Annotated in this window: 24 protein-coding genes; 15 read left to right on the top strand and 9 right to left on the bottom strand. The window is 60.5% G+C overall.

The genetic code is table 11. The features are described 5' to 3' along the window. Positions 1 to 145: 145 nt before the first annotated feature. The 10 genes from I6G83_RS00295 to I6G83_RS00250 all read left to right on the top strand — a co-directional run bounded on the left by I6G83_RS00295 (position 146) and on the right by I6G83_RS00250 (position 9,840). On the top strand, positions 146 to 730 hold the full coding sequence (locus I6G83_RS00295) for an RpoE-regulated lipoprotein (RefSeq protein ID WP_015673293.1): 585 nt from the start codon (positions 146 to 148) through the stop codon (positions 728 to 730). 136 nt (positions 731 to 866) lie between these two features. Continuing rightward, a complete protein-coding gene (locus I6G83_RS00290) occupies positions 867 to 1,769 on the top strand; it encodes a Dyp-type peroxidase (protein WP_054307299.1) in 903 nt (300 codons plus the stop codon). 203 nt (positions 1,770 to 1,972) lie between these two features. Next, positions 1,973 to 2,995, top strand: coding sequence for a sulfate ABC transporter substrate-binding protein (locus I6G83_RS00285; RefSeq protein WP_015673291.1), 1,023 nt, complete (start codon positions 1,973 to 1,975; stop codon positions 2,993 to 2,995). Then, positions 2,995 to 3,834, top strand: a complete 840-nt coding sequence (cysT, locus tag I6G83_RS00280) for a sulfate/thiosulfate ABC transporter permease CysT (RefSeq protein ID WP_015673290.1) — start codon at positions 2,995 to 2,997, stop codon at positions 3,832 to 3,834. Before I6G83_RS00285 ends, cysT begins: the two co-directional genes overlap by 1 nt. After that, complete coding sequence (gene cysW, locus I6G83_RS00275; RefSeq protein WP_054307300.1) at positions 3,834 to 4,703, top strand: sulfate/thiosulfate ABC transporter permease CysW; 870 nt, start codon at positions 3,834 to 3,836, stop codon at positions 4,701 to 4,703. Before cysT ends, cysW begins: the two co-directional genes overlap by 1 nt. Then, positions 4,700 to 5,788, top strand: coding sequence for a sulfate/thiosulfate ABC transporter ATP-binding protein CysA (gene cysA / locus I6G83_RS00270; RefSeq protein ID WP_015673288.1), 1,089 nt, complete (start codon positions 4,700 to 4,702; stop codon positions 5,786 to 5,788). The genes cysW and cysA overlap by 4 nt, the downstream gene beginning before the upstream one ends. A gap of 78 nt (positions 5,789 to 5,866) precedes the next feature. Continuing rightward, the gene (cysM, locus tag I6G83_RS00265) at positions 5,867 to 6,748 is read left to right on the top strand and encodes a cysteine synthase CysM (protein WP_054307301.1); all 882 of its coding nucleotides are present in this window, start codon (positions 5,867 to 5,869) and stop codon (positions 6,746 to 6,748) included. 132 nt (positions 6,749 to 6,880) lie between these two features. Beyond that, positions 6,881 to 7,570: an SDR family oxidoreductase gene (locus I6G83_RS00260; RefSeq protein ID WP_225365592.1), complete on the top strand. Its 690-nt coding sequence runs from the start codon at positions 6,881 to 6,883 to the stop codon at positions 7,568 to 7,570. Positions 7,571 to 7,834: 264 nt separating this feature from the next. Further along, entirely contained in the window at positions 7,835 to 8,515 is a 681-nt protein-coding gene (locus tag I6G83_RS00255) for a response regulator transcription factor (RefSeq protein WP_015673286.1), read from the top strand. 5 nt (positions 8,516 to 8,520) lie between these two features. Beyond that, complete coding sequence (locus tag I6G83_RS00250) at positions 8,521 to 9,840, top strand: ATP-binding protein (protein ID WP_054307308.1); 1,320 nt, start codon at positions 8,521 to 8,523, stop codon at positions 9,838 to 9,840. Between the two features lie 42 nt (positions 9,841 to 9,882). Here I6G83_RS00250 and crr read toward each other — a convergent pair whose 3' ends face one another. The 5 genes from crr to cysZ all read right to left on the bottom strand — a co-directional run bounded on the left by crr (position 9,883) and on the right by cysZ (position 14,847). After that, positions 9,883 to 10,392 carry a PTS glucose transporter subunit IIA gene (gene crr / locus I6G83_RS00245; RefSeq protein ID WP_015673284.1) on the bottom strand — a complete coding sequence of 170 codons (510 nt, stop codon included), beginning with the start codon at positions 10,390 to 10,392 and terminating at the stop codon, positions 9,883 to 9,885. Between the two features lie 49 nt (positions 10,393 to 10,441). Beyond that, on the bottom strand, positions 10,442 to 12,169 hold the full coding sequence (gene ptsI / locus I6G83_RS00240) for a phosphoenolpyruvate-protein phosphotransferase PtsI (protein WP_054307303.1): 1,728 nt from the start codon (positions 12,167 to 12,169) through the stop codon (positions 10,442 to 10,444). 46 nt (positions 12,170 to 12,215) lie between these two features. After that, positions 12,216 to 12,473, bottom strand: coding sequence for a phosphocarrier protein Hpr (gene ptsH, locus I6G83_RS00235; RefSeq protein WP_000487600.1), 258 nt, complete (start codon positions 12,471 to 12,473; stop codon positions 12,216 to 12,218). 403 nt (positions 12,474 to 12,876) lie between these two features. Beyond that, entirely contained in the window at positions 12,877 to 13,845 is a 969-nt protein-coding gene (cysK, locus tag I6G83_RS00230; RefSeq protein ID WP_015673282.1) for a cysteine synthase A, read from the bottom strand. A 240-nt stretch (positions 13,846 to 14,085) separates the two neighbouring features. Further along, the gene (cysZ, locus tag I6G83_RS00225) at positions 14,086 to 14,847 is read right to left on the bottom strand and encodes a sulfate transporter CysZ (protein WP_054307304.1); all 762 of its coding nucleotides are present in this window, start codon (positions 14,845 to 14,847) and stop codon (positions 14,086 to 14,088) included. 223 nt (positions 14,848 to 15,070) lie between these two features. Here cysZ and zipA point away from each other — a divergent pair, with 223 nt between their 5' ends. The 3 genes from zipA (at position 15,071) to I6G83_RS00210 (ending at position 18,386) form a co-directional block, all read left to right on the top strand. Beyond that, a complete protein-coding gene (zipA, locus tag I6G83_RS00220) occupies positions 15,071 to 16,072 on the top strand; it encodes a cell division protein ZipA (protein ID WP_054307305.1) in 1,002 nt (333 codons plus the stop codon). Positions 16,073 to 16,149: 77 nt separating this feature from the next. Beyond that, positions 16,150 to 18,171 (top strand): NAD-dependent DNA ligase LigA, encoded by a 2,022-nt coding sequence (ligA, locus tag I6G83_RS00215; RefSeq protein WP_054307306.1) that lies wholly within the window; start codon positions 16,150 to 16,152, stop codon positions 18,169 to 18,171. Beyond that, positions 18,171 to 18,386, top strand: a complete 216-nt coding sequence (locus tag I6G83_RS00210; protein ID WP_015673278.1) for a DUF3820 family protein — start codon at positions 18,171 to 18,173, stop codon at positions 18,384 to 18,386. The genes ligA and I6G83_RS00210 overlap by 1 nt, the downstream gene beginning before the upstream one ends. A gap of 31 nt (positions 18,387 to 18,417) precedes the next feature. On the opposite strand, the gene I6G83_RS00205 is transcribed toward I6G83_RS00210, so the two are convergent. Next, positions 18,418 to 19,407 (bottom strand): bile acid:sodium symporter family protein, encoded by a 990-nt coding sequence (locus I6G83_RS00205; protein WP_054307309.1) that lies wholly within the window; start codon positions 19,405 to 19,407, stop codon positions 18,418 to 18,420. 97 nt (positions 19,408 to 19,504) lie between these two features. Here I6G83_RS00205 and I6G83_RS00200 point away from each other — a divergent pair, with 97 nt between their 5' ends. Further along, entirely contained in the window at positions 19,505 to 20,425 is a 921-nt protein-coding gene (locus I6G83_RS00200; protein ID WP_041412177.1) for a LysR family transcriptional regulator, read from the top strand. Positions 20,426 to 20,427: 2 nt separating this feature from the next. On the opposite strand, the gene I6G83_RS00195 is transcribed toward I6G83_RS00200, so the two are convergent. From I6G83_RS00195 to I6G83_RS00185, 3 genes are all read right to left on the bottom strand, one after another. After that, positions 20,428 to 20,868 carry a FlxA-like family protein gene (locus tag I6G83_RS00195; RefSeq protein WP_054307307.1) on the bottom strand — a complete coding sequence of 147 codons (441 nt, stop codon included), beginning with the start codon at positions 20,866 to 20,868 and terminating at the stop codon, positions 20,428 to 20,430. Positions 20,869 to 20,927: 59 nt separating this feature from the next. Then, entirely contained in the window at positions 20,928 to 21,476 is a 549-nt protein-coding gene (locus I6G83_RS00190) for a nucleotidyltransferase family protein (RefSeq protein ID WP_062779336.1), read from the bottom strand. A 62-nt stretch (positions 21,477 to 21,538) separates the two neighbouring features. Further along, the gene (locus I6G83_RS00185) at positions 21,539 to 22,441 is read right to left on the bottom strand and encodes a LysR family transcriptional regulator (RefSeq protein WP_054306691.1); all 903 of its coding nucleotides are present in this window, start codon (positions 22,439 to 22,441) and stop codon (positions 21,539 to 21,541) included. A gap of 391 nt (positions 22,442 to 22,832) precedes the next feature. Here I6G83_RS00185 and budA point away from each other — a divergent pair, with 391 nt between their 5' ends. Further along, positions 22,833 to 23,612: an acetolactate decarboxylase gene (gene budA, locus I6G83_RS00180; protein ID WP_041411843.1), complete on the top strand. Its 780-nt coding sequence runs from the start codon at positions 22,833 to 22,835 to the stop codon at positions 23,610 to 23,612. The last annotated feature ends 15 nt before the right edge of the window (positions 23,613 to 23,627 follow it).

Below are 23,627 nucleotides of genomic sequence, written 5' to 3'. Positions count from 1 at the left end.
GTTTGCGGCACTTTTCGCATTTTCTGCACTCCAAGCAGGCAACCGATGGTGAAGCGCCGGCCAGTGTGAGAGGCTGGCGTTCACATAACGCGAATAACCGCGGAGGCGCAGCCCGCCCCCGCGACCGATGTTAAGGAGCTACGAAATGAATATTCGCCCGCTGTTGTTAGGGCTGCCGCTGGTGCTGACCGGCTGTTCGACGATGTCCAATTTCTCCTGGTCAAGCCTGTCGCCGTTCAACTGGTTCGGCAGCAGTCTGGAAGTCAGCGGCAAAGGCGTCGGCGACATTAACGGCGGCACGCCGATGCTGGAGCACGCGATCGACGAGGGCCTGGACGGCAATTATCGCCTGCGTAGCGGCATGGGCACCAATAACGGCCAGATCGTCGCCTTTTATCAGGCGATGGACGGCAACGATATCAAGCTGGTGATCAGCGGCGAGCCGAAAGGCAGCGTGCAGCGGGTCGACGTGATGGATCAGGACGTGGTGACCGCTTGGGGCAGCAAGCTCGGCACGCCGTTCAGCGAGCTGTACAGCAAGGCCTTCGGCGCCTGTAAGCCGGGCGAGGGCGAAGACGTCGGCAAGGTCGAGTGCGTCGCCGGCCAGAGCCGCTACGTCACTTACCTGTTCAGCGGCCAGTGGGCCGGGCCGAAGGATATCATGCCGCCGGACGATACCCTGCAGAACTGGACGGTCAGCAAAATTGTCTGGCACGCCAAGCCGCAGTAAACGCTCTGCGACGGCGTGAGCAATTTTCTTTGCGTTCAGGCAAGGTAATCCCGCCCGCTTGCGGTATGATTATGGCTGATTTTAACCGCGCGGGCGCGGCCTGCGCGGTGAGCGAATAAGGAACGAGGGTAACTACATGACACAGGTTCAGAGCGGTCTTTTGCTGGAGCACTGCCGTTTCGCCATTTTTATGGAAGCCATGGTTCAGGGGGAGTTTGCCGATCTGCGTCAGGGCTGCAAGCAGTTTTGCCAGACGCTGAGCGAACTGCAGCAACAATTCCCTGACGCCAAACTGGGGGCGGTGGTCGCCTTTGGTTACGACGTCTGGCACGATCTTTCCAACGGTCAGGGCGCGTCGGAGCTCAAGCCTTTCACCCCGCTTGGCAAAGGGCTGGCGCCGGCGACGCAGCGCGATCTGCTGATTCACATCCAGTCGTTACGTCATGATGTTAACTTTACCCTGGCGCAGGCGGCGCTGGCGGCCTTCGGCAACACCATCAAGGTGGAAGAAGAGACCCACGGTTTCCGCTGGGTGGAAGAGCGCGATCTGAGCGGCTTTATCGACGGCACCGAAAACCCGCAGGGCGAGCAGCGTGCGGAAGTGGCGGTGATTGGCGAAGACGACGCACAGGACGCCGGCGGCAGCTACGTGTTCGTCCAGCGTTATGAACACAACCTGCGCCAGTGGTCGCGCTTTAGCACCGAGCAGCAGGAACAGATTATCGGCCGCACCAAGCAGGACAGCGAAGAGCTGCCGCCGGAAGCGCGGCCAAACACCTCGCACGTCAGCCGCGTCGATCTGAAAGAGAACGGCAAGGGGCTGAAAATTCTGCGCCAGAGCCTGCCGTACGGCACCGCCAGCGGTAAGCACGGCCTGTTCTTTATCGCCTACTGCGCGCGTCTGCATAATATCGAACAGCAGTTGCTGAGCATGTTCGGTGAAACGGACGGCAAGCATGACGCCATGCTGCGCTTCACCCGCGCGGTGAGCGGCAGCTACTACTTTGCGCCGTCGCTGACGCGTTTGCTGGCGCTGTAATGCGCCGCGCGGGGCCGCAGCGCCGGCCCCGTCACCTCTCTTCAGCCCCGCCCACCATACCGCTCCGCGCCTGCCTTATAGCATTTGATGCTTGTAAATCACCAAACGGTATATAAAAGCGTTACGGATCTGCACCGAGTTATAAATACACTGATCACACGGGGGATAACACCCGACAGATTGATCGAGTAATAAGGTGCAAAATGAAACAGACGCGGGTTAAACATATGATGCTGAAAGGGTGGCTGGCGGCGGCGTTGCTGGCCAGCGGCACCGCTTCGGCCACTGAATTATTAAACAGTTCCTATGACGTTTCCCGCGAACTGTTTACCGCGCTGAACCCGGGCTTTATCCAGCAGTGGAATCAGCAGCATCCGGATGACAAGCTGACCATCAAGCAGTCGCACGCCGGCTCTTCCAAGCAGGCGCTGGCGATTCTGCAGGGGCTGCGTGCCGACGTGGTGACCTACAACCAGGTGACCGATGTGCAGATTCTGCACGATCGCGGCCGGCTGATCGCCGGCGACTGGCAGACGCGCCTGCCGAATAACAGCTCGCCGTTTTACTCCACCATGGCGTTCCTGGTGCGCAAGGACAACCCGAAAGGCATCCATGACTGGAACGATCTGGTACGCGACGACGTAAAACTGGTGTTCCCGAACCCGAAAACCTCGGGCAACGGCCGCTACACCTATCTGGCCGCCTGGGGCGCAGCCAGCCAGGCCGACGGCAATGACGCGGCGAAAACGCGCGACTTTATGACCCGCTTTTTGAAAAACGTGGTGGTCTTCGACACCGGCGGCCGTGGTGCGACCACGACCTTTGTCGAACGCGGCCTCGGCGACGTGCTGATCAGTTTTGAGTCGGAAGTGAATAACATCCGCAAGCAGTACGGTGAAGATAAATATCAGGTGATCGTCCCGCCGGTCGATATTCTGGCCGAGTTCCCGGTGGCCTGGGTAGATAAAAACGTCGAGCGCAACGGCAGCGAGCAGGCGGCGAAGGCCTACCTGAACTACCTGTACAGCCCGGCGGCGCAGCAGGTGATCACCGGCTATTACTACCGCGTTAACGATGCACAGGCGATGGCGGCGGCGAAGGATAAGTTCCCGCAGACCAAACTGTTCCGGGTGGAAGATCAGTTCGGCGGCTGGCCGCAGGTGATGAAAACCCACTTTGCCAGCGGCGGTGAGCTGGACCAGTTATTAGCGGCAGGGCGTAAGTAATGTTGTCGTTAGCCCGCTCCAGTAAACGCGTACTGCCCGGCTTCGGTCTGAGCCTGGGCAGCAGCCTGTTTTATACCTGCCTGATCCTGCTGCTGCCGCTGAGCGCGCTGGTGATGCAGCTGTCGCAGATGACTCTGGCGCAGTATTGGGAAGTGATCGCCAACCCGCAGGTGGTGGCGGCCTATAAGGTCACGCTGCTGGCGGCCGGCGTGGCCAGCCTGTTCAACGCGCTGTTCGGCATGCTGATGGCGTGGATCCTGACCCGCTACCGTTTTCCCGGCCGTTCGCTGCTGGACGGCCTGATTGACCTGCCGTTTGCGCTGCCGACCGCCGTTGCCGGCCTGACGCTGGCCGGACTGTTTTCCACCACCGGCTGGTACGGTCAGTGGCTGGCGCACTTTGATATCAAAGTGACCTTTACTTGGATTGGCATTGCGGTGGCAATGGCGTTTACCAGCCTGCCGTTTGTGGTGCGTACCGTACAGCCGGTGCTGGAAGAGCTGGGGCCGGAGTATGAAGAGGCGGCAGAAACGCTGGGGGCCACCCGCTGGCAGAGTTTTCGCCGCGTAGTGCTGCCGGAAGTCGCGCCGGCACTGCTGGCCGGCACCGCGATTTCCTTCACCCGCAGCCTGGGCGAGTTCGGCGCCGTGATCTTTATCGCCGGCAACATCGCCTGGAAAACTGAAGTGACCTCGCTGATGATTTTTGTGCGCCTGCAAGAGTTTGACTACCCGGCGGCCAGCGCCATCGCCTCCGTGATTCTGGCGGCGTCGCTGCTGCTGTTATTCAGCATCAACCTGCTGCAAAGCCGCTTCGGCAAGCGTATTGGGGGGCATTAATGGCTGATATCTCTGCCTTCAACGGCGCACAGCGGCAGCGCATCAACTGGGGAAAATGGGCGCTGATTGCCATTGGCGTGCTGTTTTCACTGTTGCTGCTGGTGATCCCGATGATTTCCATTTTCGCCGAGGCTTTCTCCAAGGGCGGCGGCGAGATGTGGCGCAACCTGATGGATGCGGACATGCTGCACGCCATCTGGCTGACGGTGCTGATCGCGCTGATCACCGTGCCGATCAACCTGATTTTCGGCACTCTGCTGGCCTGGCTGGTGACGCGTTTCACCTTCCCGGGGCGCCAGCTGCTGCTGACGCTGATCGACATTCCATTCGCGGTGTCGCCGGTGGTGGCGGGCCTGATTTACCTGCTGTTCTACGGCAGCAACGGCCTGCTGGGTGGCTGGCTGGATGCGCATAACATCCAGCTGATGTTCTCCTGGCCGGGGATGGTGCTGGTGACGGTGTTTGTCACCTGCCCGTTCGTGGTGCGTGAGCTGGTGCCGATGATGCTCAGCCAGGGCAGCCAGGAAGACGAGGCCGCTATTTTGCTGGGCGCTTCCGGCTGGCAGATGTTCCGCCGGGTGACGCTGCCCAATATCCGCTGGGCGCTGCTGTACGGCGTGGTGCTGACCAACGCCCGCGCCATCGGCGAGTTCGGCGCCGTATCGGTGGTTTCCGGCTCGATCCGCGGGGAAACCTACAGTCTGCCGCTGCAGGTTGAGCTGCTGCAGCAGGATTACAACACCGTCGGCTCGTTTACCGCTGCCGCGTTGCTGACCATTATGGCGATAGTGACCCTATTTTTGAAAAGCGCTCTGCAATGGCGTCTGGAACGACAGAACGTGCGCCGCGAGCGGGAGGAAAACCAATGAGCATTGAGATTAACAACATCAGCAAATATTTCGGTCGCACCAAAGTATTGAACGACATCTCGCTCGATATTCCTTCCGGCGAGATGGTGGCGCTGCTCGGGCCGTCCGGCTCCGGCAAAACCACGCTGCTGCGCATTATCGCCGGGCTGGAAGCCCAGAGCGGCGGTACGCTGGGCTTTCATGGCACCGACGTCAGCCGGATGCACGCACGCGACCGCCGCGTGGGGTTTGTGTTCCAGCACTATGCGCTGTTCCGTCATATGACGGTGTTCGATAACATCGCCTTCGGCCTGACGGTGCTGCCGCGTCGCGAACGTCCCAATGCGCAGGCGATCAAACAGAAAGTCGAGCGGCTGCTGGAGATGGTGCAGTTGGCGCATCTGGCCAACCGCTATCCTTCACAGCTGTCCGGCGGGCAGAAGCAGCGCGTGGCGCTGGCGCGCGCGCTGGCGGTAGAGCCGCAGATCCTGCTGCTGGATGAGCCGTTCGGCGCGCTGGACGCGCAGGTGCGTAAAGAGCTGCGCCGCTGGCTGCGTCAGCTGCATGAAGAGCTGAAGTTCACCAGCGTGTTCGTTACCCACGATCAGGAAGAGGCGATGGAAGTGGCGGACAGCATCGTGGTGATGAGCCAGGGCAATATCGAACAGGTCGGCTCGCCGGTCGAGATTATGCGTGAGCCGGCCAGCCGCTTCGTGCTGGAGTTTATGGGTGAGGTGAACCGCCTGAACGGCGAAATCCGCGGTTCGCAGCTGTTTGTCGGTGCGCATCAATGGCCGCTGGCGTTCCAGCCGATGCATCAGGGCAGCGTCGAGCTGTTCCTGCGCCCGTGGGAAATGGAAGTCAGCAGCGAGAGCAGCGCTCGCTGTCCGCTGCCGGTTCAGGTGCTGGAAGTCAGCCCGCGCGGCCATTTCTGGCAGCTGACGGTACAGCCGATCGGCTGGCATCAGGAGCCGATTACGGTGGTGCTGGCGGAAGGGCATGACACGCCGGTGCGCGGCAGCCGCTACTTTGTCGGCGGCCTGAATGCGCGTCTGTATGCCGGCGAGCAATTGCTACAACCGGTTGCGCTTGCCAAAAGCGCCTGATAGTTTTTAATTCCCCATTAGAAAAATAACAGGGTCCGGCAGCGCCGGACCCTATTACATTATGCACAGGCAAAGATTGTGACAACGCTGGAACAACACATCGGCAATACGCCGCTGATCAAATTACAACGTCTGGCTCTCGATTCGGGCAGTGAAGTCTGGGTCAAGCTGGAAGGCAACAACCCGGCCGGCTCGGTCAAAGACCGCGCGGCGCTGGCGATGATCCAGCAGGCCGAACGGCGTGGCGAAATCGCCCCCGGCGACGTGCTGATCGAGGCCACCAGCGGCAATACCGGCATTGCGCTGGCGATGATTGCCGCGATGAAAGGCTACCGGCTGAAGCTGCTGATGCCGGAAAATATGAGCATGGAGCGTCAGGCGGCGATGCGCGCCTACGGCGCCGAGCTGATTCTGGTCAGCCGCGAGCAGGGGATGGAAGGCGCGCGCGATCTGGCGCTGGAGATGGAGCGTCAGGGGCAGGGCAAGGTGCTGGACCAGTTTAATAACCCGGATAACCCTTACGCGCATTTCACCACCACCGGGCCGGAAATCTGGCGCCAGAGTGAAGGACGCGTGACGCACTTCGTTTCCAGCATGGGCACCACCGGCACCATTACCGGCGTCGGCGAGTATCTGAAGCAGCAGAACGCCGCGGTGCAGATTATCGGCCTGCAGCCGGCGGAGGGCAGCAATATTCCCGGCATTCGCCGCTGGTCGCCGGCCTACCTGCCGGGGATCTTCCGCCCGGAGCTGGTGGATCGGGTGCTGGATATCAGCCAGGACGCCGCTGAAACCACCATGCGTCAGCTGGCGCAGCGTGAGGGCATCTTCTGCGGCGTCAGCTCCGGCGGCGCGGTGGCGGGGGCCTTACAGATAGCCGCCGCCCATCCCGGCAGCGTGGTCGTGGCGATTATCTGCGATCGCGGCGACCGCTATCTGTCCACCGGGGTATTTAACTAAGCCGGCTTCCGGTTAAGCGACGCGCTCTGCGCCTTATCGTCTATCTTATGTTGTTACTCTTAGTCATTACGGAGAATGAATACGGTGAGATTCAGCGGAAAAAATATCGTTATTACCGGCGGCACCAGCGGTATGGGGTTGGCGGGCGCGCTGCGGGTGGTGGCCGAAGGCGGGCGAGTGGCGCTGACGGGATTGAATCCGGCGCGTCTGGCGGCCGCGGCCGAGCAGCTGCCGGCCGATTCTCTGGTTTTAAGCAACGATGCGGCATCGGAAGCGGATATCGAGGCGTTAGGCGCTGCGCTGGCGTCATGGGGGCGTATTGACGGGCTTTGGCTCAACGCCGGCTATGCGCAGGTGGGAACGCTGGAGTCGGTGGATGCCGCAGCGTTTAACCAGATGATGAACGCCAACGTGCGGGGGCCGATGCTGCAGCTTGCCCGCCTGTCGCCGATGCTTAACGCCGGCGCGTCCGTTGTGGTCACCTCGTCATCTTCAACCTATGAGGGTGCGCCAACCACCAGCCTGTATGCGGCTACCAAGGGCGCGGTTGTCGCGATGGCGCGCAGCTGGGCGGCGGAGATGGCGGAGCGCGGCGTTCGGGTTAACGTATTAATCCCCGGCCCGATCGAAACCAACTTCCGTCACTTTATGCCGGAGGCGTCTCGCCGGCAGTTTGAGGACTTCGTGGTGGGGCAGGTGCCGTTGAAACGGGCCGGCACCGCCGACGAAGCCGCCGCCGTCGCGCTTTTCCTGCTGTCTGATGATGCCTCCTATGTGACCGGCAGCCAGTACGCGGTTGATGGCGGCCTGGTCCGCTATTGATGGCGTACGCTATCCCGCCAAGCTCTGAACAGCGTCAATAGCTGTAAATCCTGTGACCGTATGCCGGGCGCTGCGCAGGGCTGTGCGTTGGCCGCCCACTGCGATGAAGCCGGCAACATGGCTGCCGCACCCTCACCGATACTCTTATTTTGCTGCGCACGGACTATGCTTTAGCCGGGGCGCGGAACTGTAAGGATTGAGTAAAACCGGCTGCGCAGTAAACGATTTGGCGGGAAGATAGCGCAAATAAGTGAAGGAGTAGTCATGAAAATTTTACTGGTCGATGATGACCTCGAATTGGGCACCATGCTGAGTGAATATCTGACGGCGGAAGGCTTTAACGCCAGCCTGGTGCTGACCGGCAAAGCCGGCGTGGAAGGGGCGCTGTCCGGCGACTATACCGCGATGATCCTCGATATTATGCTGCCGGATATGAGCGGCATCGACGTGCTGCGCGAAGTGCGCAAGAAGAGCCGCCTGCCGGTAATTATGCTGACGGCGAAAGGCGACAATATCGACCGGGTGATCGGGCTGGAGATGGGCGCCGACGACTATATGCCGAAGCCGTGCTATCCGCGTGAGCTGGTGGCGCGGCTGCGCGCCGTGCTGCGCCGTTTTGAGGAGCAGCCGGAGACGCAGGATGGCGATGCCCCCATCGTGCTGGCGGATTTGACCCTGAACCCCTCGACCCGCAGCAGCGAATGGCGCGGGCAGAGCTTCGATCTGACCGCCTCGGAATTCAACCTGCTGGAGCTGCTGCTGCGTTCGCCGGAGCGTGTGGTGTCCAAGGATGAGCTGTCGGAGAAAGGGCTGGGACGGCCGCGGGAAGCCTACGATCGCAGCGTGGATGTGCATATCAGTAATATCCGTCAGAAGCTGGCGGCGCTGCCGGGCTGCACGCTTGGCATTGAAACGGTGCGCAGCATCGGCTATCGCGTCAGGTAAGCATGATGCGCGGCAGACTGTTTTGGAAAATCCTGCTGGGTTATTGGCTGGTTTTTATCATCATGATGCAGGTCATGTGGGTCTCTTTCGCCGTTTACGGCAACCGGGAGCCGCCGGAGAATGCGCTGGCCCGTCGTTTGGTGAATATGCAGATCACCTCGGCGGTGTCGATGCTGCAAAGCGGCGGCATGCCGGCGCTGAACGCGATGATCGCCGACTGGTCGGCGGAGGATCGGCGCTTTCTTCGCGTGACGCCGGCATCGCAGCCGCCGGTTGAGCAGCTATCACCGCCGGTTGAGTCGGGGCGGATGCCGAAAAAAATTGTGGAGTGGGTGCGCGGCGCCGACCAGCAGGGCTATCTGCTGAGTTATGACGTGGAAGGTTTACGCGCCCAATACCGGATGAACAAGCGCTGGCACCTGTTCCATATCCCGGAGCCGATGGTGTGGATTGGCGGCATCGGCGGCCTGCTGTTTAGCGCCCTGCTGGCCTGGAACCTGACGCGGCCGATGCGCCAGCTGCGCGGCGGCTTTGACCGTCTGGCGCAGGGCGATTTGGCGATCCGCCTGTTCCCCCTGATGCGTCGGCGTCATGACGAACTGTCAGAGGTGGCGCGCGATTTTGACTCGATGGCGGAACGGCTGGAAGTATTGGTCAGCGCGCGTGAAGAGCTGCTGCACGATGTGTCGCACGAGCTGCGCTCGCCGCTGGCCAGGCTGCAGCTGGCAATCGGTCTGGCGCGGCAGAACCCGGATAACGTAGAGAACTCGTTGCAGCGCATCGAGCATGAAACCGGGCGGCTGGATAAGATGATCGGCGAACTGCTGGCGCTGTCGCGCGCCGAAAACGGCAACCAGGCGGGCGAGGAGTACTTCGACCTGTACGGCCTGGTGGCGGCGGTGGTGAACGATGCGCGCTATGAGGCGCAGGTGCCGGGCGTGGAGATAGCGCTGCAGGCCGATGACGAGCAGGAGTACACGGTGAAGGGCAACGCCGAGCTGATGCGCCGGGCGATCGATAACGTGGTGCGTAATGCGCTGCGTTTTTCCGGCAGCGGCCAGCGGGTAACGGTGACGCTAAAGCGCATGGAGCAGCAGTTCCATATCGTGGTGAGCGATCAGGGGCCGGGCGTCGAGGAGGCCAAACTGTCCAGCATTTTCGATCCCTTTGTGCGGGTGAATTCGCCCAAATCGGGCAAAGGCTATGGCCTGGGGCTGGCGATTACCCGCAAGGTGCTGCTGGCGCACGGCGGCCAGGCGGAGGCGCGCAACGGCGAGCAGGGCGGGCTGGTGATCACCCTGAGGGTGCCCGGCTGGCAGGCATAAAAAACGGCGCCGATGGGCGCCGTTGTTTTATCTTATCCGCGCTTACTTCTTGATGCGGATGATCGGGGTCTCGCCCACGGTAACGCTGCCGGACAGTTTGATCAGCTCTTTGATCTCGTCCATGTTGGAGATAACCACCGGCGTCAGGGTAGACTTGGCTTTCTCTTCCAGCAGAGGCAGGTTGAACTCGATAACCACATCACCTTTCTTGACCTTCTGGCCTTCTTCGGCAATGCGTTTGAAACCTTCACCTTTCAGTTCTACGGTATCGATGCCGAAGTGCACGAACAGCTCAATGCCGCTGTCGGATTCGATAGAGAAAGCGTGGTTGGTTTCGAAAATTTTGCCGATAGTGCCGTCAACCGGGGCAACCATTTTGTTGCCGGCAGGTTTGATGGCAATACCGTCGCCGACGATTTTTTCAGCGAATACTACATCAGGCACATCTTCGATGTTGACGATTTCGCCAGAAAGCGGAGCGACGATCTCAATAGTGCCCGTGTCTTTCTTGTCATCTGAAACCAGAGATTTCAACTTATCGAACAAACCCATGATCTTCTCCTAAGCATTTAATTGGGCGGCGTTCCAGTGTCGTGGAAGTTTAGCAGAGTGTCTTCTCTTCGATGAACTTATTCACACAGTTCATCAGATCTTGCGCCGTTGGCTGTGCCAACGCCTGCGCTGCCAACGCCTTCACATCTTCGAAATTGGTATTACGAATAATTTTCTTGATGCGCGGGATTGAAATCGCACTCATGCTGAACTCATCCAGCCCCATGCCCAATAACAACAGTGTAGCACGTTCATCGCCAGCCAGTTCACCGCACATGCCGGTCCACTTGCCTTCTGCGTGAGATGCGTCAATAACCTGTTTGATCAGGCCAAGCACTGATGGGGACATCGGGTTATAGAGATGAGAAATCAGCTCGTTGCCGCGATCTACCGCCAGAGTATACTGGGTTAGATCGTTTGTCCCAATACTAAAGAAGTCGACTTCTTTCGCCAGGTGGTGAGCAATTACCGCCGCGGCCGGGGTTTCGACCATCACGCCGACCTCGATGGTTTCGTCGAACGCCTTGCCTTCTTCACGCAGCTGCGCCTTCAGCGTCTCCAGTTCGCCCTTCAGATCGCGCACTTCTTCCACGGAAATAATCATCGGGAACATGATGCGCAGCTTGCCGAAGGCGGAGGCGCGCAGAATGGCGCGCAGCTGGGCGTGCAGGATTTCCCTGCGGTCCATGGCGATACGGATCGCGCGCCAGCCGAGGAACGGGTTCTCTTCTTTCGGCAGGTTCATGTACGGCAGGTCTTTATCGCCGCCGATGTCCATGGTGCGGACGATAACCGCCTGGGCGCCCATGGCTTCTGCAACGGCCTTATACGCCTGGAACTGCTCTTCTTCGGTCGGCAGCGCGTCGCGGTCCATGAACAGGAATTCGGTACGATACAGGCCCACGCCTTCCGCGCCGTTGCGTTCAGCGCCGGCGACGTCGCGCACGGTGCCGATGTTGGCGCAGACTTCAACCTGATGGCCGTCCAGCGTGATCGCCGGCAGGTCCTTCAGTTTGGCCAGATCGTTTTTCTCGGTGATATACAGGTTCTGCGCGGCTTTCAGTTCGTCGATCACGTCCGCGGTCGGGTTAACGTAAATCTTGTTGTTAACCGCGTCCAGAATCAGGTAGTCGCCGTTTTTCACCTGCTGGGTCACGTCGGTGGTGCCGACGATGGCCGGCAGCTCCAGCGAGCGCGCCATGATTGAGGTGTGGGAGGTGCGGCCGCCGAGGTCGGTAATAAAGCCCAGCACCTTGTCCAGGTTCAGCTGTGCGGTCTCGGAAGGCGTCAGGTCGGCGGCGACCAGGATCACTTCATCCTGAATGGAGCCCAGATCGACGATCGGCATCCCCAGAATGTTTTTCAGCAGACGTTTACCGATGTCACGCACGTCGGCGGCGCGCTCTTTCAGGTATTCGTCGTCCAGCTCTTCCAGCGCCTTCGCCTGACCTTCGATCACGGTATAGGCGGCGGCGTCGGCGGAAGCCAGATCGTCTTTGATTAGGGCTATGATTTCCTGCTCAAGCTCTTCATCTTCCAGCAACATGATGTGGCCTTCGAAGATGGCTTCTTTCTCTTCACCGAAGGTTTCGCCAGCTTTGGTCTTGATGACTTCCAGCTGTTCTGACGCCTTGGCGCGGCCTGCCAGGAAACGTGCGACTTCCTGCTCCACAAGGTCTGCGGAGATTTTCTTCCGGTTGATGACAATTTCATCTTCTTTCAGCAGGAGAGCCTTACCAAAAGCGATGCCCGGTGATACTAAAATGCCTGAAATCATAACCCTACCTTACTCTTGACTGGTGTTAACTAAAAAGACGGGCCGATTACTCAAGCTCTGCCATCAGTTTAACCAAGTGCTCAACGGCCTTCTGCTCGTCTTCGCCTTCAGCAGAAATGGTTACTACGGTCCCTTGGGTCAGGCCCAGAGTTTGCAGCTTGAACAGGCTTTTGGCGCTGGCGCTTTTGCCGTTGGAGGTCACGGTGATTTCAGACGTGAAGCCTTTAGCTTCCTTAACGAACTGAGCGGCTGGGCGGGTATGCAGACCATTCGGAGCGGTAATAGTAACTTCTTGCTGGAACATTGATGTTTCCCCAACTTATTGGATTAATATTGTGGAGCTAAAGTTTAGCCTAGCGGGGCGACTTTAGCTTGTCCGTCTAGCGCCTGACTATGGTACAGGGGCGAGGTTTGATGCAACCGAAAACGACGCTTTACCCCGTCCAGATCAAAAAAAACCGTACCGGCGGGCGTCGTTTCAATCCGCTCCCCATTATGCCGTGTTTTACGCCGCAGCGACAAACGCGTAAATCGATTCAGCGCAAATCAGAAGCGGGGAGACGATTAATTTTGTGCATCGAAATAATGGAAGGGTTAAATACTAGAGCCAAGGGGTAAAATCAATCTTTGGCGGGTGTAAACTTTGATCCAGCCCACAAAAAAGCACCCCGTGAGGTGCTTTTTTAGCTTTTTGTGCACCGCCTGAATTATTGCTGTAATTCCTGCTCGGTGAACAGATCGGCAAACAGCGCGGTGCTCAGGTAGCGCTCGCCGGAAGAGGGCAGGATCACCACGATGGTCTTGTCGGCGAACGCCGGCTCCTGGCTCAGTTTGACGGCGGCTTCCACCGCGGCGCCGGAGGAGATGCCGGCCAGAATGCCTTCTTCTTCCATCAGGCGGCGCGCCATGCTAATGGCTTCGTCATTGGTGATTTGCACCACGCGGTCAACCTGGTCCAGATCGAGGTTGCCCGGGATAAAGCCGGCGCCGATGCCCTGGATCTTGTGCGGGCCGGGCTTGAGTTCTTCACCCGCCAGCGCCTGGCTGATCACCGGCGAGTCGGTCGGCTCGACGGCTACGGTGGTGACGGCCTTGCCCTTGGTGTTTTTCAGATAGCGACTGACGCCGGTCAGGGTGCCGCCGGTGCCGACGCCGGAGATAAATACGTCCACGTCGCCGTCGGTGTCTTCCCAGATTTCCGGGCCGGTGGTCTTTTCATGAATTTCCGGGTTCGCCGGGTTGCTGAACTGCTGCAGAATAATGTAGCGGTCCGGGTCGGTGGCGACGATCTCTTCCGCCTTGGCGATGGCGCCTTTCATCCCCTTGGCGCCTTCGGTCAGCACCAGGTTGGCGCCCAGCGCCTTCAGCAGCTTGCGGCGTTCGATACTCATGGTTTCCGGCATGGTCAGCGTCAGCTTATAGCCGCGCGCCGCGGCGACATAGGCCAGCGCGATGCCGGTGTTGCCGCTGGTCGGTTCAACCAGTTCTTTGCCCGGCGTCAGAATGCCGCGCTTTTCTGCGTCCCAAATCATATTGGCGCCGATGCGGCATTTGACGCTAAAGCTCGGGTTGCGGGATTCGACCTTGGCGAGGATACGTCCGTTACCGATACGGTTCAGACGAACCAGCGGCGTATGGCCGATTGTTAATGAGTTGTCTTCATATATCTTGCTCATAGCCCGTCCTTTAACTCTATGAATAATGTAGGGAACCTCGAAAGCATACGCTAACGCTCCCGTCAGGGAAGTAAGGAATTGGTATATTCATATGTTATTAGAGAATATGTGCCAGAAGGGTTAATTTTTCAAATTATATGTAAATTCAAGTCATTATTGGTGTTTGGCGTGCTTGCGCGGCGGAGAAGAACGGGAGCAACGGCCCGCCAGCGGGGCCGTTGATCAGGGTAGGGCAGGGGATTAGCGGGCGACGAACTGGTGGCGGTAGCGGTCTACCCACATCGCCGTGGCGCCGCAGACCGCCACCGGCAGGATCACCAGATTGAGGACTGGGATCAGGGTAAACAGGCTGACCAGCGCGCCGAACTGCAGGTTATGCACCTTGTTCTGCCGCAGGGCGCGGCGCATATCGGCAAAGCTGACCTTGTGGTTGTCGAACGGGTAGTCGCAGTACTGAATCGCCAGCATCCAGGCGCTGAACAGGAACCACAGCACCGGCGCCGCCGTCTGGCCGACGACCGGCACAAAGTACAGCAGCAACAGCACCAGCGCACGCGGCAGGTAGTACGCCAGCTTACGCCATTCGCGCGCCATAATGCGCGGCACGTCTTTGACCAGGCCGACCATGCCGCTGTCCGGCAGCGGTTTACCGGTCAGCTGGCCTTCCAGCTGTTCGGCCAGCAGGCCGCAGAACGGCGCGGCAATCAGGTTGGTGATGGTGCTGAACAGGTAGCCGGCCACCAGCACCACGGAGATGACGGTGATCGGCCACAGCAGGTAGCTGAGCCACTGCAGCCAGTCCGGCACGTGCTCCATCATCTGCGGGATCCAGCCGCCGAGCTTGCTGAACAGCCACCAGAAGGCGGAGCCCATCAGCAGTACGTTGACCAGCAACGGCAGTACCACATAGCGCTTGATGCCGGGGCGTGAAATCAGGCGCCAGCCTTCGGCAAAGTAATGCACGCCGCTGGCGGAGGAGGAAGTTTGCTGCGAATAAGACATATCTTAAGTCATCTCGTTAACAGAACGGGCAAGCTGGCTATCATATAGGGATGATTTTCTGCTGACTAGCGTGTTGTTGGCTGAAAAAAAAGCAAAAAAGGCAGAATTATCATCTTTATTAGCATAAAGTTCAGCACGGACTTGCACTTGTCTGCACAGGCAAATAGAGTTAAAGAGTGAATGTTTGCCGCGGTGGCAATGTATTGGAACAACAGAGATAGCAATGATGCAGGATTTGCGTCTGATATTAATCGTTGTTGGCGCGATCGCCATAATAGCGTTGTTATTACATGGTCTGTGGACCAGCCGTAAGGAACGCTCGTCCCTTTTCCGCGATCGCCCAGCCAAGCGTTCTAAAAAAGAACGTGAACCAACTTCTGACGACGACTTCGACGACGGCGTGGGAGAAGTGCGCGTGCGCTCCGCCCATCCGCAGGAAGAGCCGTCGTTCGGCGATTTCGATGCCGCTCGCGAAGAACCGACGGCTGCGCCGAAGCCCGCTCCGGCGGCCGCACCGGCGCCGCGCGAGGTTCAGCCGGCTGCTCATCAGCCCGCGCCGCTGTCTCAGCGTCCGGACTACGATGATGTGCTGCTGGACGACTACGCGCCGGAAGCGAAACCCGCTGAAGAACCGGCCGAAGAGCAGCCTGCGCCGCGTCGTGAGCCGCGCGTTGACGATCTGCCGCCGGCAGAGCCGGAACCTGCCTTTGCGCCGGAAGCCGCGCCTGCGCCGCAGCCGGAAAGCAAACCGGCCGAACCTGAACCGGCAGCGGAACCCGCGCCGGCTCCGGAGCCTGCCAAGCGCAAGGAAACCGTACTGGTGCTGCACGTTGCGGCGCATCAGGGCGGCGTTATCGGCGGCGAAGTCTTGCTGCAGAGCGTGCTGCAGTCCGGCTTCCAGTTCGGCGAGATGGGCATTTTCCATCGCCATATCAGCCCGGCCGGCAGCGGCCCGGTGCTGTTCAGCCTGGCGAATATGGTCAAGCCCGGCTCTTTCGACCCGGATTCAATGTCTGATTTCTCCACGCCGGGCGTGTCGATGTTTATGATGGTGCCGTCCTACGGCGACGCCAATCAGAACTTCAAGCTGATGCTGCAGTCGGCGCAGCGCATTGCCGACGACGTTGGCGGCGTGGTGCTGGATGACGAGCGTCGCATGATGACGCCGCAAAAGCTGGAAAGTTACAAGGCGCGCATTCGTGAAGTGTTGGAAAACAACGCCTGACGGTTGCGATGCGCACTGAACATTACGTCTTCTGAAACCCCCACTCGCTGGGGGTTTTTTATCTCTGATGGTGAGCTATGGCCACAACAATCGAAACAATCAATCAACTGCGAACCCAATTACGCCATCATGAATACCAGTACCACGTGCTGGACGCGCCGGAAATTCCCGATGCGGAATATGACCGTCTGATGCGCGAGCTGCGCGCGCTGGAAGAGGCGCATCCCGAACTGATCACCGCCGACTCGCCGACCCAGCGCGTCGGTGCAGCGCCGCTGGCGGCGTTTGACCAGGTGCGCCATGAGGTGCCGATGCTGTCGCTGGACAACGTGTTCGACGATGAGAGCTTCCTGGCGTTTTATAAGCGGGTGCAGGACCGGCTGAAAAGCAGCGAGGCGCTGACCTTCTGCTGCGAGCTGAAGCTGGACGGGCTGGCGGTCAGTCTGCTGTATGAAGACGGCGAACTGGTGCGCGCCGCCACGCGCGGCGACGGCACCACCGGTGAGAACATCACCGCCAATGTGCGCACCATCCGCGCCATTCCGCTGCGCCTGACCGGCGACAATATTCCGCGCCGGCTGGAAGTGCGCGGCGAAGTGTTTATGCCGCAGGCCGGCTTTGAAAAAATGAATGAAGAGGCGCGGCGCAAGGATGGCAAGGTGTTTGCCAACCCGCGCAACGCCGCCGCCGGATCGCTGCGCCAGCTGGATCCGCGCATCACCGCCAAACGCCCGCTGACCTTCTTCTGCTACGGCGTCGGCCTGCTGGAAGGCGGCGAGCTGCCGCGCAGCCACTGGCAGCGCCTGATGCAATTTAAAGCCTGGGGGCTGCCGGTCAGCGATCGCGCCAGACTGTGCAGCGGCAGCGACGAGGTGCTGGCTTTTTACCGCCAGGTTGAACAGGATCGCGGCGGGCTGGGGTTTGATATCGACGGCGTGGTGGTGAAGATTGACGATATCGACCTGCAGGAACAGCTGGGGTTTGTCGCCCGCGCGCCGCGCTGGGCCACCGCCTTTAAGTTCCCGGCGCAGGAGCAGATTACCCAGGTGCGCGAGGTCGAATTCCAGGTCGGCCGCACCGGGGCGATTACGCCGGTGGCGCGGCTGGAGCCGGTGCTGGTGGCCGGCGTTACCGTCAGCAACGCCACGCTGCACAATGCCGATGAAATTGAGCGTCTCGGGCTGCGCATCGGCGATACGGTGATCGTGCGCCGCGCCGGCGACGTGATCCCGCAGGTGGTGGGGGTGGTGGAAGAGCGCCGTCCTCTCGATGCGCGCGAAGTGGTGTTCCCGCAGCACTGCCCGGTATGCGGCTCCGACGTCGAGCGGGTGGAAGGCGAAGCGGTCGCGCGCTGCACCGGCGGTTTGATCTGTGCGGCGCAGCGTAAAGAGGCGCTGAAGCACTTCGTCTCCCGCCGGGCGCTGGACGTTGACGGCATGGGCGACAAAATCATCGAACAGCTGGTGGAAAAAGAGTACGTCAAAGATCCTGCCGATCTGTTCGGTCTCTCTGCCGGCCTGCTGACCGGGCTGGACCGTATGGGGCCGAAGTCGGCGCAGAACCTGGTGAACGCGCTGGAGAAGTCCAAACAGACCACCTTCGCCCGTTTCCTGTATGCGCTGGGCATCCGCGAGGTCGGCGAAGCGACGGCGGCCAACCTGGCGGCGCACTTCGGCTCGCTGGACGCGCTGCGTGCGGCGGACATCGAGGCGCTGAAACTGGTGCCGGACGTGGGCGAAGTGGTGGCGAAGCACGTGGTGAATTTCTTTGCCGAAGCGCTGAATCAGCAGGTAATCGACAAACTGGTCAGCGCGGAGATCGGCATCAGCTGGCCGGCGCCGGTAGTGGTGGCGGCAGAAGAGATCGACAGCCCGTTCGCCGGTAAAACCGTGGTGCTGACCGGCTCGCTGAGCCAGCTGTCGCGCGATGAGGCTAAAGACCGCCTGACGGCGCTGGGGGCGAAAGTCAGCGGCAGCGTCTCGAAAAAAACCGATCTGGTGATCGCCGGCGAGGCCGCCGGCTCCAAGCTGGCCAAGGCGCAGGAGCTGGGCATCGCGGTGATCGACGAAGCGGAAATGATCCGCCTGCTGGGTGACTGATGGAAAAGGAAAACCTGATTGAAATCGCCAATACGGTGATGCCGTTCGGCAAATACCAGGGGCGGGTGCTGATTGACCTGCCGGAAGAGTATCTGCTGTGGTTCGCCCGTAAGGGCGAATTCCCCAAGGGCAAACTGGGCATGCTGATGGAGATGACGCTGGCGCTGAAGATTGAAGGATTGGACGCGCTGGTGAAACCGCTGAAACGCGGTTGACCACGGGGACGCATCGGCGTCCCCGTTTTTTTTACAGGGCTTTCGCCTGCGCCGCCTGCTGCTGTTGCCGCTGCTGCTTTTGCTGATAGCGCCGCGCCAGCATGGCGCAGGTCATCAGCTGCACCTGGTGGAACACCATCAACGGCAGCACCATGACCCCGACGCTGGCGGTCGGAAACAGAATATTAGCCATCGGGATGCCGTTCGCCAGGCTTTTCTTCGAGCCGCAGAACACGATGGTGATCTCATCCGCTTTATTGAACCCCAGCCAGCGCGCCATCTGGATATTGATCAGCAGCACGATGGCCAGCAGCGCCAGGCTGACGAGCAGAATAAACAGCAGCGCCTTCCAGCCCACCTGATGCCAGATGCCGTGCGTTACCGCCTCGCTGAAGGCGGCGTACACCACCAGCAGGATGGAGGTCTGGTCGGTTTTGCCGATCCACTTGCGGTGGCGGTCGATCCATTTGCCGATCAGCGGCCGCGCCAGATGGCCGGCGACAAACGGCACCAGCAGCTGCAGCACGATACTGCCGACCTGCTGCAGGCCGCCGGTTTCGCCGTGCACGTTCAGCAGCAGGCCGACCAGCAGCGGCGAGACGAAGATGCCAAGCAGGCTGGAAGCGGAAGCGCTGCACACCGCCGCCGCCACGTTGCCGCCGGCCAGCGAGGTAAAGGCGATGGCGGATTGCACCGTGGCGGGCAAAATGCACAGGTAGATAAAGCCGTTATACAGCTCCGGGCTGACGGCCACCGGCGACCACCACTTAAACAGCACGCCGAGCAGCGGGAAAATGATAAAGGTGCTGCACATCACCCACAGATGCAGACGCCAGTTATTGCTGCCGGCGAGAATCGCCTCGCGCGACAGTTTGGCGCCGTGCATAAAAAACAGCAGGGCGATGGCGGCAACGGTCAGGGTATTCAGCCAGCCGACCGCCACGCCGCGCGCCGGCAGAAAGGAGGCCAGCAGCACGGTGGCGAGCAGCGTCAGGGTGAAGCGGTCGGGGAGAAATCTCATAGCGCTAAACTCGTGCGGGAAAATAATAGGCAATAGTGTGGCGCGTCGGCATATAATAATAAAATTGATTTATTTAATTTATATATGAATGAAAATCATAAATTACTCTCTGAAGCAGCTGCGGGTGTTTGTCGCCATTGCGCGCCACGGCAGTTTTAGCCGCGCCGGCGAAGCAATAGGGCTGACGCAGTCGGCGGTCAGCCACAGCGTGAAAGAGCTGGAGGCGGAAATCGGCGTGCGTCTGCTGGATCGCACCACCCGCGAAGTGCTGCTGACCGACGCGGGGCGCCGGCTGGCAAATCGCGTTGAGCGCCTGCTGGATGAGCTGCAGGCGTCGCTGCTGGACGCGCGCAGCTTCGGCGTGCAGCGCAGCGGCACCGTACGGGTGGCCTCCAGCCAGACCATTTCGGCGCACCTGATGCCGCAGTGCATCGCCGCCGGCGAGCGGCAGTATCCGGATATCCGCATCCTGCTGCGCGATCAGGCGCAGCAGTGGGTGTTGAACAGCATCCGCAACGCCGAGGTGGATTTCGGCATCGTGGTCGATCCGGTGCAGGCGATCGATCTGGATTGCGAACCGATTCTGCATGAGCCGTTTTTACTGCTGTGCCGGGAGGATCACCCGTTTGCCGACCTGCCGCAGGTACATTGGTCGGCGCTGAACGGCAGCCGGCTGGTGCTGCAGGACTACGCCTCCGGCAGCCGCCAGCTGATCGACAGCGCGTTGCGTCAGCAGGGCGTGGAGGCGGAGGTAGTGCAGGAGATTGGGCATCCGGCCACGCTGTTCCCGATGGTGGCGGCGGGCATCGGCATCAGCATTTTCCCGGCGCTGGCGTTGCCGCTGCCGCAGGGCGGGCAGCTGCGGGTGAAACGGCTGCAGCCGGAGATCCATCGCGCCCTGATGCTGGTGCGGCGCAAAAACCGTTCGTTGTCGCCGGCGGCGGAGGCGGTCTGGCAGGTGGTGCGGGAGCAGGCGGCGCTGCTGCAACAGCAGCGTCAACGGCAGCCGGCCGGTTAACGTCAGATATAGACGTCCAGCGCGTTGTGCGGCGTTGGGCGGTTGACGCCGTCGGCCACCTTCATCTGCTCTGCCTGCTGTTTTTCCAACTCTTCTTTGCGGATGCGCGCGATCTCCGCCTGCAGCATGGCGATGCGCGCCTGAATCAGCTGTTTTTGCTGTTCGATCTGTTTGGCATCGCCGTCCGCGTCTTTTAACGCCAGCAGCTGCTGCTGTAAATCCTCAATCTGTTGCTGCAGCGCCTTGATGCGCGCCGACGCGCCCTGTTCTACGGGCGCGGCGGGCTGATTGCCGTCGCTCTTTTTCGCCTTGTCGGCCTCGGCGTGGTTATTCAGCGGCGTGGCCATCAGCAGCTGGCCGGTTTTGCCCGGCGCGCTGACCAGATGGCCGACCGCCGGCAGGGCCGGTTTGAGCGGAACGGGGGAGATGATGCTGTTTATCATGGCGCTGCTCCTGCGTCGGGTGAGGGTTCACTCTATCATCGGCAGGCAGCGCATAAACTTTAGCCGACGAGCTGCCGCAGGCGCGGCCAGCGCTGCAGCCAGCCTTTATCGGCCACGCGCTGTTGATAGGCGGCAACGTTGGCGCTTTTGGCATTAAAGGTAATGCTGTCGGCAAACAGCGCCTGCAGACCGAAGGGCGCAACCAGCGTAATGCCGTCGTCGGCGTTGAGGCGCGCGCCGACCGCGGTTTCGATCTCCGTCCAGTAGCTGATGGCGTCTTCGCTGCTGTGATAGGGCGCGCGTCCGGCGCGCAGGTGCATCCGCGCCTGGTTCTTCACCGACCAGGGCTGCGGCAGCCAGCCCTGCAGGCGCGCTTCCAGCATACGGTCGCGTTCGGGCTGCGTGCGCAGCGGATCAAAGTGGATCACGTCGATATCGTTCAGCGGCGTCGGCTGCGTATAGCCGTGCAGGCGATCCCAGACCAGATTGCGCACAAAACCGGCGCCGAGGCACCAGTCGCTCAATCCCAGACGGCGTGCGGTGCGCAGGGCGTTCATCCGCGTGTCATCTTGTTGTAACCACTCAATAATTTGCTGCTCTGGCTGCATAAAGTCTCCTTGGCTGCGGCTACTGTACCCTGAAGCGAAGAAGGATGAAATAACCCGGCGTATCAGGCCCAGCTGGGCGGCTGGCCGATATATTGCTGCAGCAGCGCGGTGAAGGCCGCCAGCCTGGCGGAAACCCGGGCTACCGGGCGCAGCAGATAAATCCCTTGTTCCTCGCCGCGCGGGTCGTCCATCAGCGGCAACAGCGCGCCGCTTTGCACGTCCGGCCCCACTACCCAGTTGGGCAGGAAGGTGATGCCGATACCGCTGAGCGCCGCCATCCGCTGGGCGGTGAAGTCATCGCAGCGCAGCACCAGGTTGCAGCGGTTCAGCAGCGCGGCGTCGAGAATCTGCCCCCAGCAGGTTGGCTGTTGCTGATGCAAACGCGCGATCAGCCGGTGCTGCGGCAGGTCGGCCAGCGTATCCGGGCGGCCATAGCGGGCGACGTACGCCGGGCTGGCGCACATCAGCCAGCGCTGGGTGGCGATGCGGCGCGCGTAGAGCGAGCTGTCTTTCTGCTCGCCGATACGCAGCGCGGCGTCGAGGGACTCCTGTTTGGGGTCGGCGGGGCGTTCGGTGAAATCCAGCTCCACCGCCAGCTGCGGATAGCGCCGCGTCAGTTCCGGCAGCAGCGGCAACAGATAGGTTTTGCCGAAGGTCGGCAGGCAGCTGATGCGCAGTACGCCCTGCGGCACCTCGCCGAGTGAGTGCAGCTCGGCGCGCAGGGTCAGCATATCGGCCTGCAGCGCTGCAGCGCGGCTTTGCAGCATCCTGCCGGCGTCGGTCAGCTGCAGGCCGCGGGTTGAGCGGATAAACAGCGTGACCGCCAGCTGTTGCTCCAGCGTATCAATGTGGCGCACCAGCGACGAGGGCACCATACCCAGCTTGCGGGCCGCGGCGGAGAAGCTGCCCAGTCGGGCGACTTCCAGAAAAATCGGCAAATGTTCGGCATAACGGGTGTCGTTCATCTTTGCATTATATGCAAAAGCGTTTCTTATGAATATAGGGTTCTCAGCGCGGCGGCTTAAGCCTACTCTTTTTAAGGCGATAGGACGGCATAATCGCCGGTTTATCAAGAAGAAATGTATAAATATTACTGCTGTCATAACTTGTTACGTGGTTGCGGCGGATAGCCTCCGGCACGCCATTTTTTGCTTCAACACCAGAAAACGTTTTTATCACGACGGGCTTGGCGAAATTAAAGGTTAATAATGTTAATCATTTGTTTCCGCCCGCGTGGTTTCGACCCTGGCGGTCGATTTTTTGTTGCCGGCGGCTGAATCGTGCCAACACGAAACAGGCCGTGCAGCATAGCAAACGCGCGGACGCCGTATGTCCGCGCTGGTGGAGGAGTATTGCATGAACCAGAACCACGGGTGTTCCTGCGCGCAGCATTTGGCGCAGGGGTTTGCCAGCCAGTCGGCGACCACCGGCGAAGGGGAGATTTACCAGATATCGTTGATGAGCGCGCTGATCGGCGGGGTGTACGAGGGAGACGTCACCATCGCGGAACTGCTGCGCCACGGCGATTTCGGTCTGGGAACCTTCAACCATCTCGACGGCGAACTGATCGCCTTTGACCAGGAAATTCATCAGCTGCGCGCCGACGGCAGCGCACGTCCGGCGCGGCAGGATCAAAAAACGCCGTTTGCCGTGGTGACCTTTTTCAAACCCAGCGTCACACAGCATTTCGAACGTCCCATCACCAAGGCCCAGCTGCATCAGTGCATCGACGAACAGGTGGCCTCGCCCAATCTGTTCTGCGCGCTGCGCGTCGACGGTGAATTCAGCCATGTGGAAACCCGCACCGTACCGCGCCAGGAGCGTCCCTACAAGCCGATGCTGGAGGCGATAGAGGCGCAGCCGACCTTCGCCTTTACGCAGAGTCGCGGCACGCTGGTGGGCTTTCGCTCGCCGGATTATATGCAGGGCATCGGCGTGGCCGGCTATCACGAGCATTTCGTTACCGACGACCGTAACGGCGGCGGCCACGTGCTGGATTATCAGCTGGAGCGGGGCCGTTTGCAGTTCGGCGTGATCACGCGTCTCAACCTTCAGTTACCGCACGATGCGGATTTTCTGCGCACCAACCTCTGCCCGGAGGATTTGGACAGCGCCATTCGTTCTGCCGAAGGCTAAACAGGCCTGCGCCGT

It is taken from the genome of Serratia rubidaea (assembly GCF_016026735.1).
GTDB lineage: Bacteria > Pseudomonadota > Gammaproteobacteria > Enterobacterales > Enterobacteriaceae > Serratia_B > Serratia_B rubidaea.
Note: the sequence above shows the minus strand (reverse complement) of the source record. Positions and strands in the feature narration are given on the sequence as shown.

What these genes read in the sequence shown, in the direction of transcription:
- cysT (WP_015673290.1), top strand. Translation starts at nt 2,995, where the DNA reads ATGTTGTCGTTAGCCCGCTCCAGTAAACGCGTACTGCCCGGCTTCGGT.
- I6G83_RS00190 (WP_062779336.1), bottom strand. Translation starts at nt 21,476, where the DNA reads ATGCAGCCAGAGCAGCAAATTATTGAGTGGTTACAACAAGATGACACG.
- cysZ (WP_054307304.1), bottom strand. Translation starts at nt 14,847, where the DNA reads ATGTCTTATTCGCAGCAAACTTCCTCCTCCGCCAGCGGCGTGCATTAC.
- I6G83_RS00185 (WP_054306691.1), bottom strand. Translation starts at nt 22,441, where the DNA reads ATGAACGACACCCGTTATGCCGAACATTTGCCGATTTTTCTGGAAGTC.
- zipA (WP_054307305.1), top strand. Translation starts at nt 15,071, where the DNA reads ATGATGCAGGATTTGCGTCTGATATTAATCGTTGTTGGCGCGATCGCC.
- cysW (WP_054307300.1), top strand. Translation starts at nt 3,834, where the DNA reads ATGGCTGATATCTCTGCCTTCAACGGCGCACAGCGGCAGCGCATCAAC.
- I6G83_RS00290 (WP_054307299.1), top strand. Translation starts at nt 867, where the DNA reads ATGACACAGGTTCAGAGCGGTCTTTTGCTGGAGCACTGCCGTTTCGCC.
- cysA (WP_015673288.1), top strand. Translation starts at nt 4,700, where the DNA reads ATGAGCATTGAGATTAACAACATCAGCAAATATTTCGGTCGCACCAAA.
- crr (WP_015673284.1), bottom strand. Translation starts at nt 10,392, where the DNA reads ATGGGTTTGTTCGATAAGTTGAAATCTCTGGTTTCAGATGACAAGAAA.
- I6G83_RS00255 (WP_015673286.1), top strand. Translation starts at nt 7,835, where the DNA reads ATGAAAATTTTACTGGTCGATGATGACCTCGAATTGGGCACCATGCTG.
- ptsH (WP_000487600.1), bottom strand. Translation starts at nt 12,473, where the DNA reads ATGTTCCAGCAAGAAGTTACTATTACCGCTCCGAATGGTCTGCATACC.
- I6G83_RS00295 (WP_015673293.1), top strand. Translation starts at nt 146, where the DNA reads ATGAATATTCGCCCGCTGTTGTTAGGGCTGCCGCTGGTGCTGACCGGC.
- budA (WP_041411843.1), top strand. Translation starts at nt 22,833, where the DNA reads ATGAACCAGAACCACGGGTGTTCCTGCGCGCAGCATTTGGCGCAGGGG.
- I6G83_RS00205 (WP_054307309.1), bottom strand. Translation starts at nt 19,407, where the DNA reads ATGAGATTTCTCCCCGACCGCTTCACCCTGACGCTGCTCGCCACCGTG.
- I6G83_RS00250 (WP_054307308.1), top strand. Translation starts at nt 8,521, where the DNA reads ATGCGCGGCAGACTGTTTTGGAAAATCCTGCTGGGTTATTGGCTGGTT.
- cysK (WP_015673282.1), bottom strand. Translation starts at nt 13,845, where the DNA reads ATGAGCAAGATATATGAAGACAACTCATTAACAATCGGCCATACGCCG.
- I6G83_RS00210 (WP_015673278.1), top strand. Translation starts at nt 18,171, where the DNA reads ATGGAAAAGGAAAACCTGATTGAAATCGCCAATACGGTGATGCCGTTC.
- I6G83_RS00285 (WP_015673291.1), top strand. Translation starts at nt 1,973, where the DNA reads ATGAAACAGACGCGGGTTAAACATATGATGCTGAAAGGGTGGCTGGCG.
- ptsI (WP_054307303.1), bottom strand. Translation starts at nt 12,169, where the DNA reads ATGATTTCAGGCATTTTAGTATCACCGGGCATCGCTTTTGGTAAGGCT.
- ligA (WP_054307306.1), top strand. Translation starts at nt 16,150, where the DNA reads ATGGCCACAACAATCGAAACAATCAATCAACTGCGAACCCAATTACGC.
- I6G83_RS00260 (WP_225365592.1), top strand. Translation starts at nt 6,881, where the DNA reads ATGGGGTTGGCGGGCGCGCTGCGGGTGGTGGCCGAAGGCGGGCGAGTG.
- I6G83_RS00195 (WP_054307307.1), bottom strand. Translation starts at nt 20,868, where the DNA reads ATGATAAACAGCATCATCTCCCCCGTTCCGCTCAAACCGGCCCTGCCG.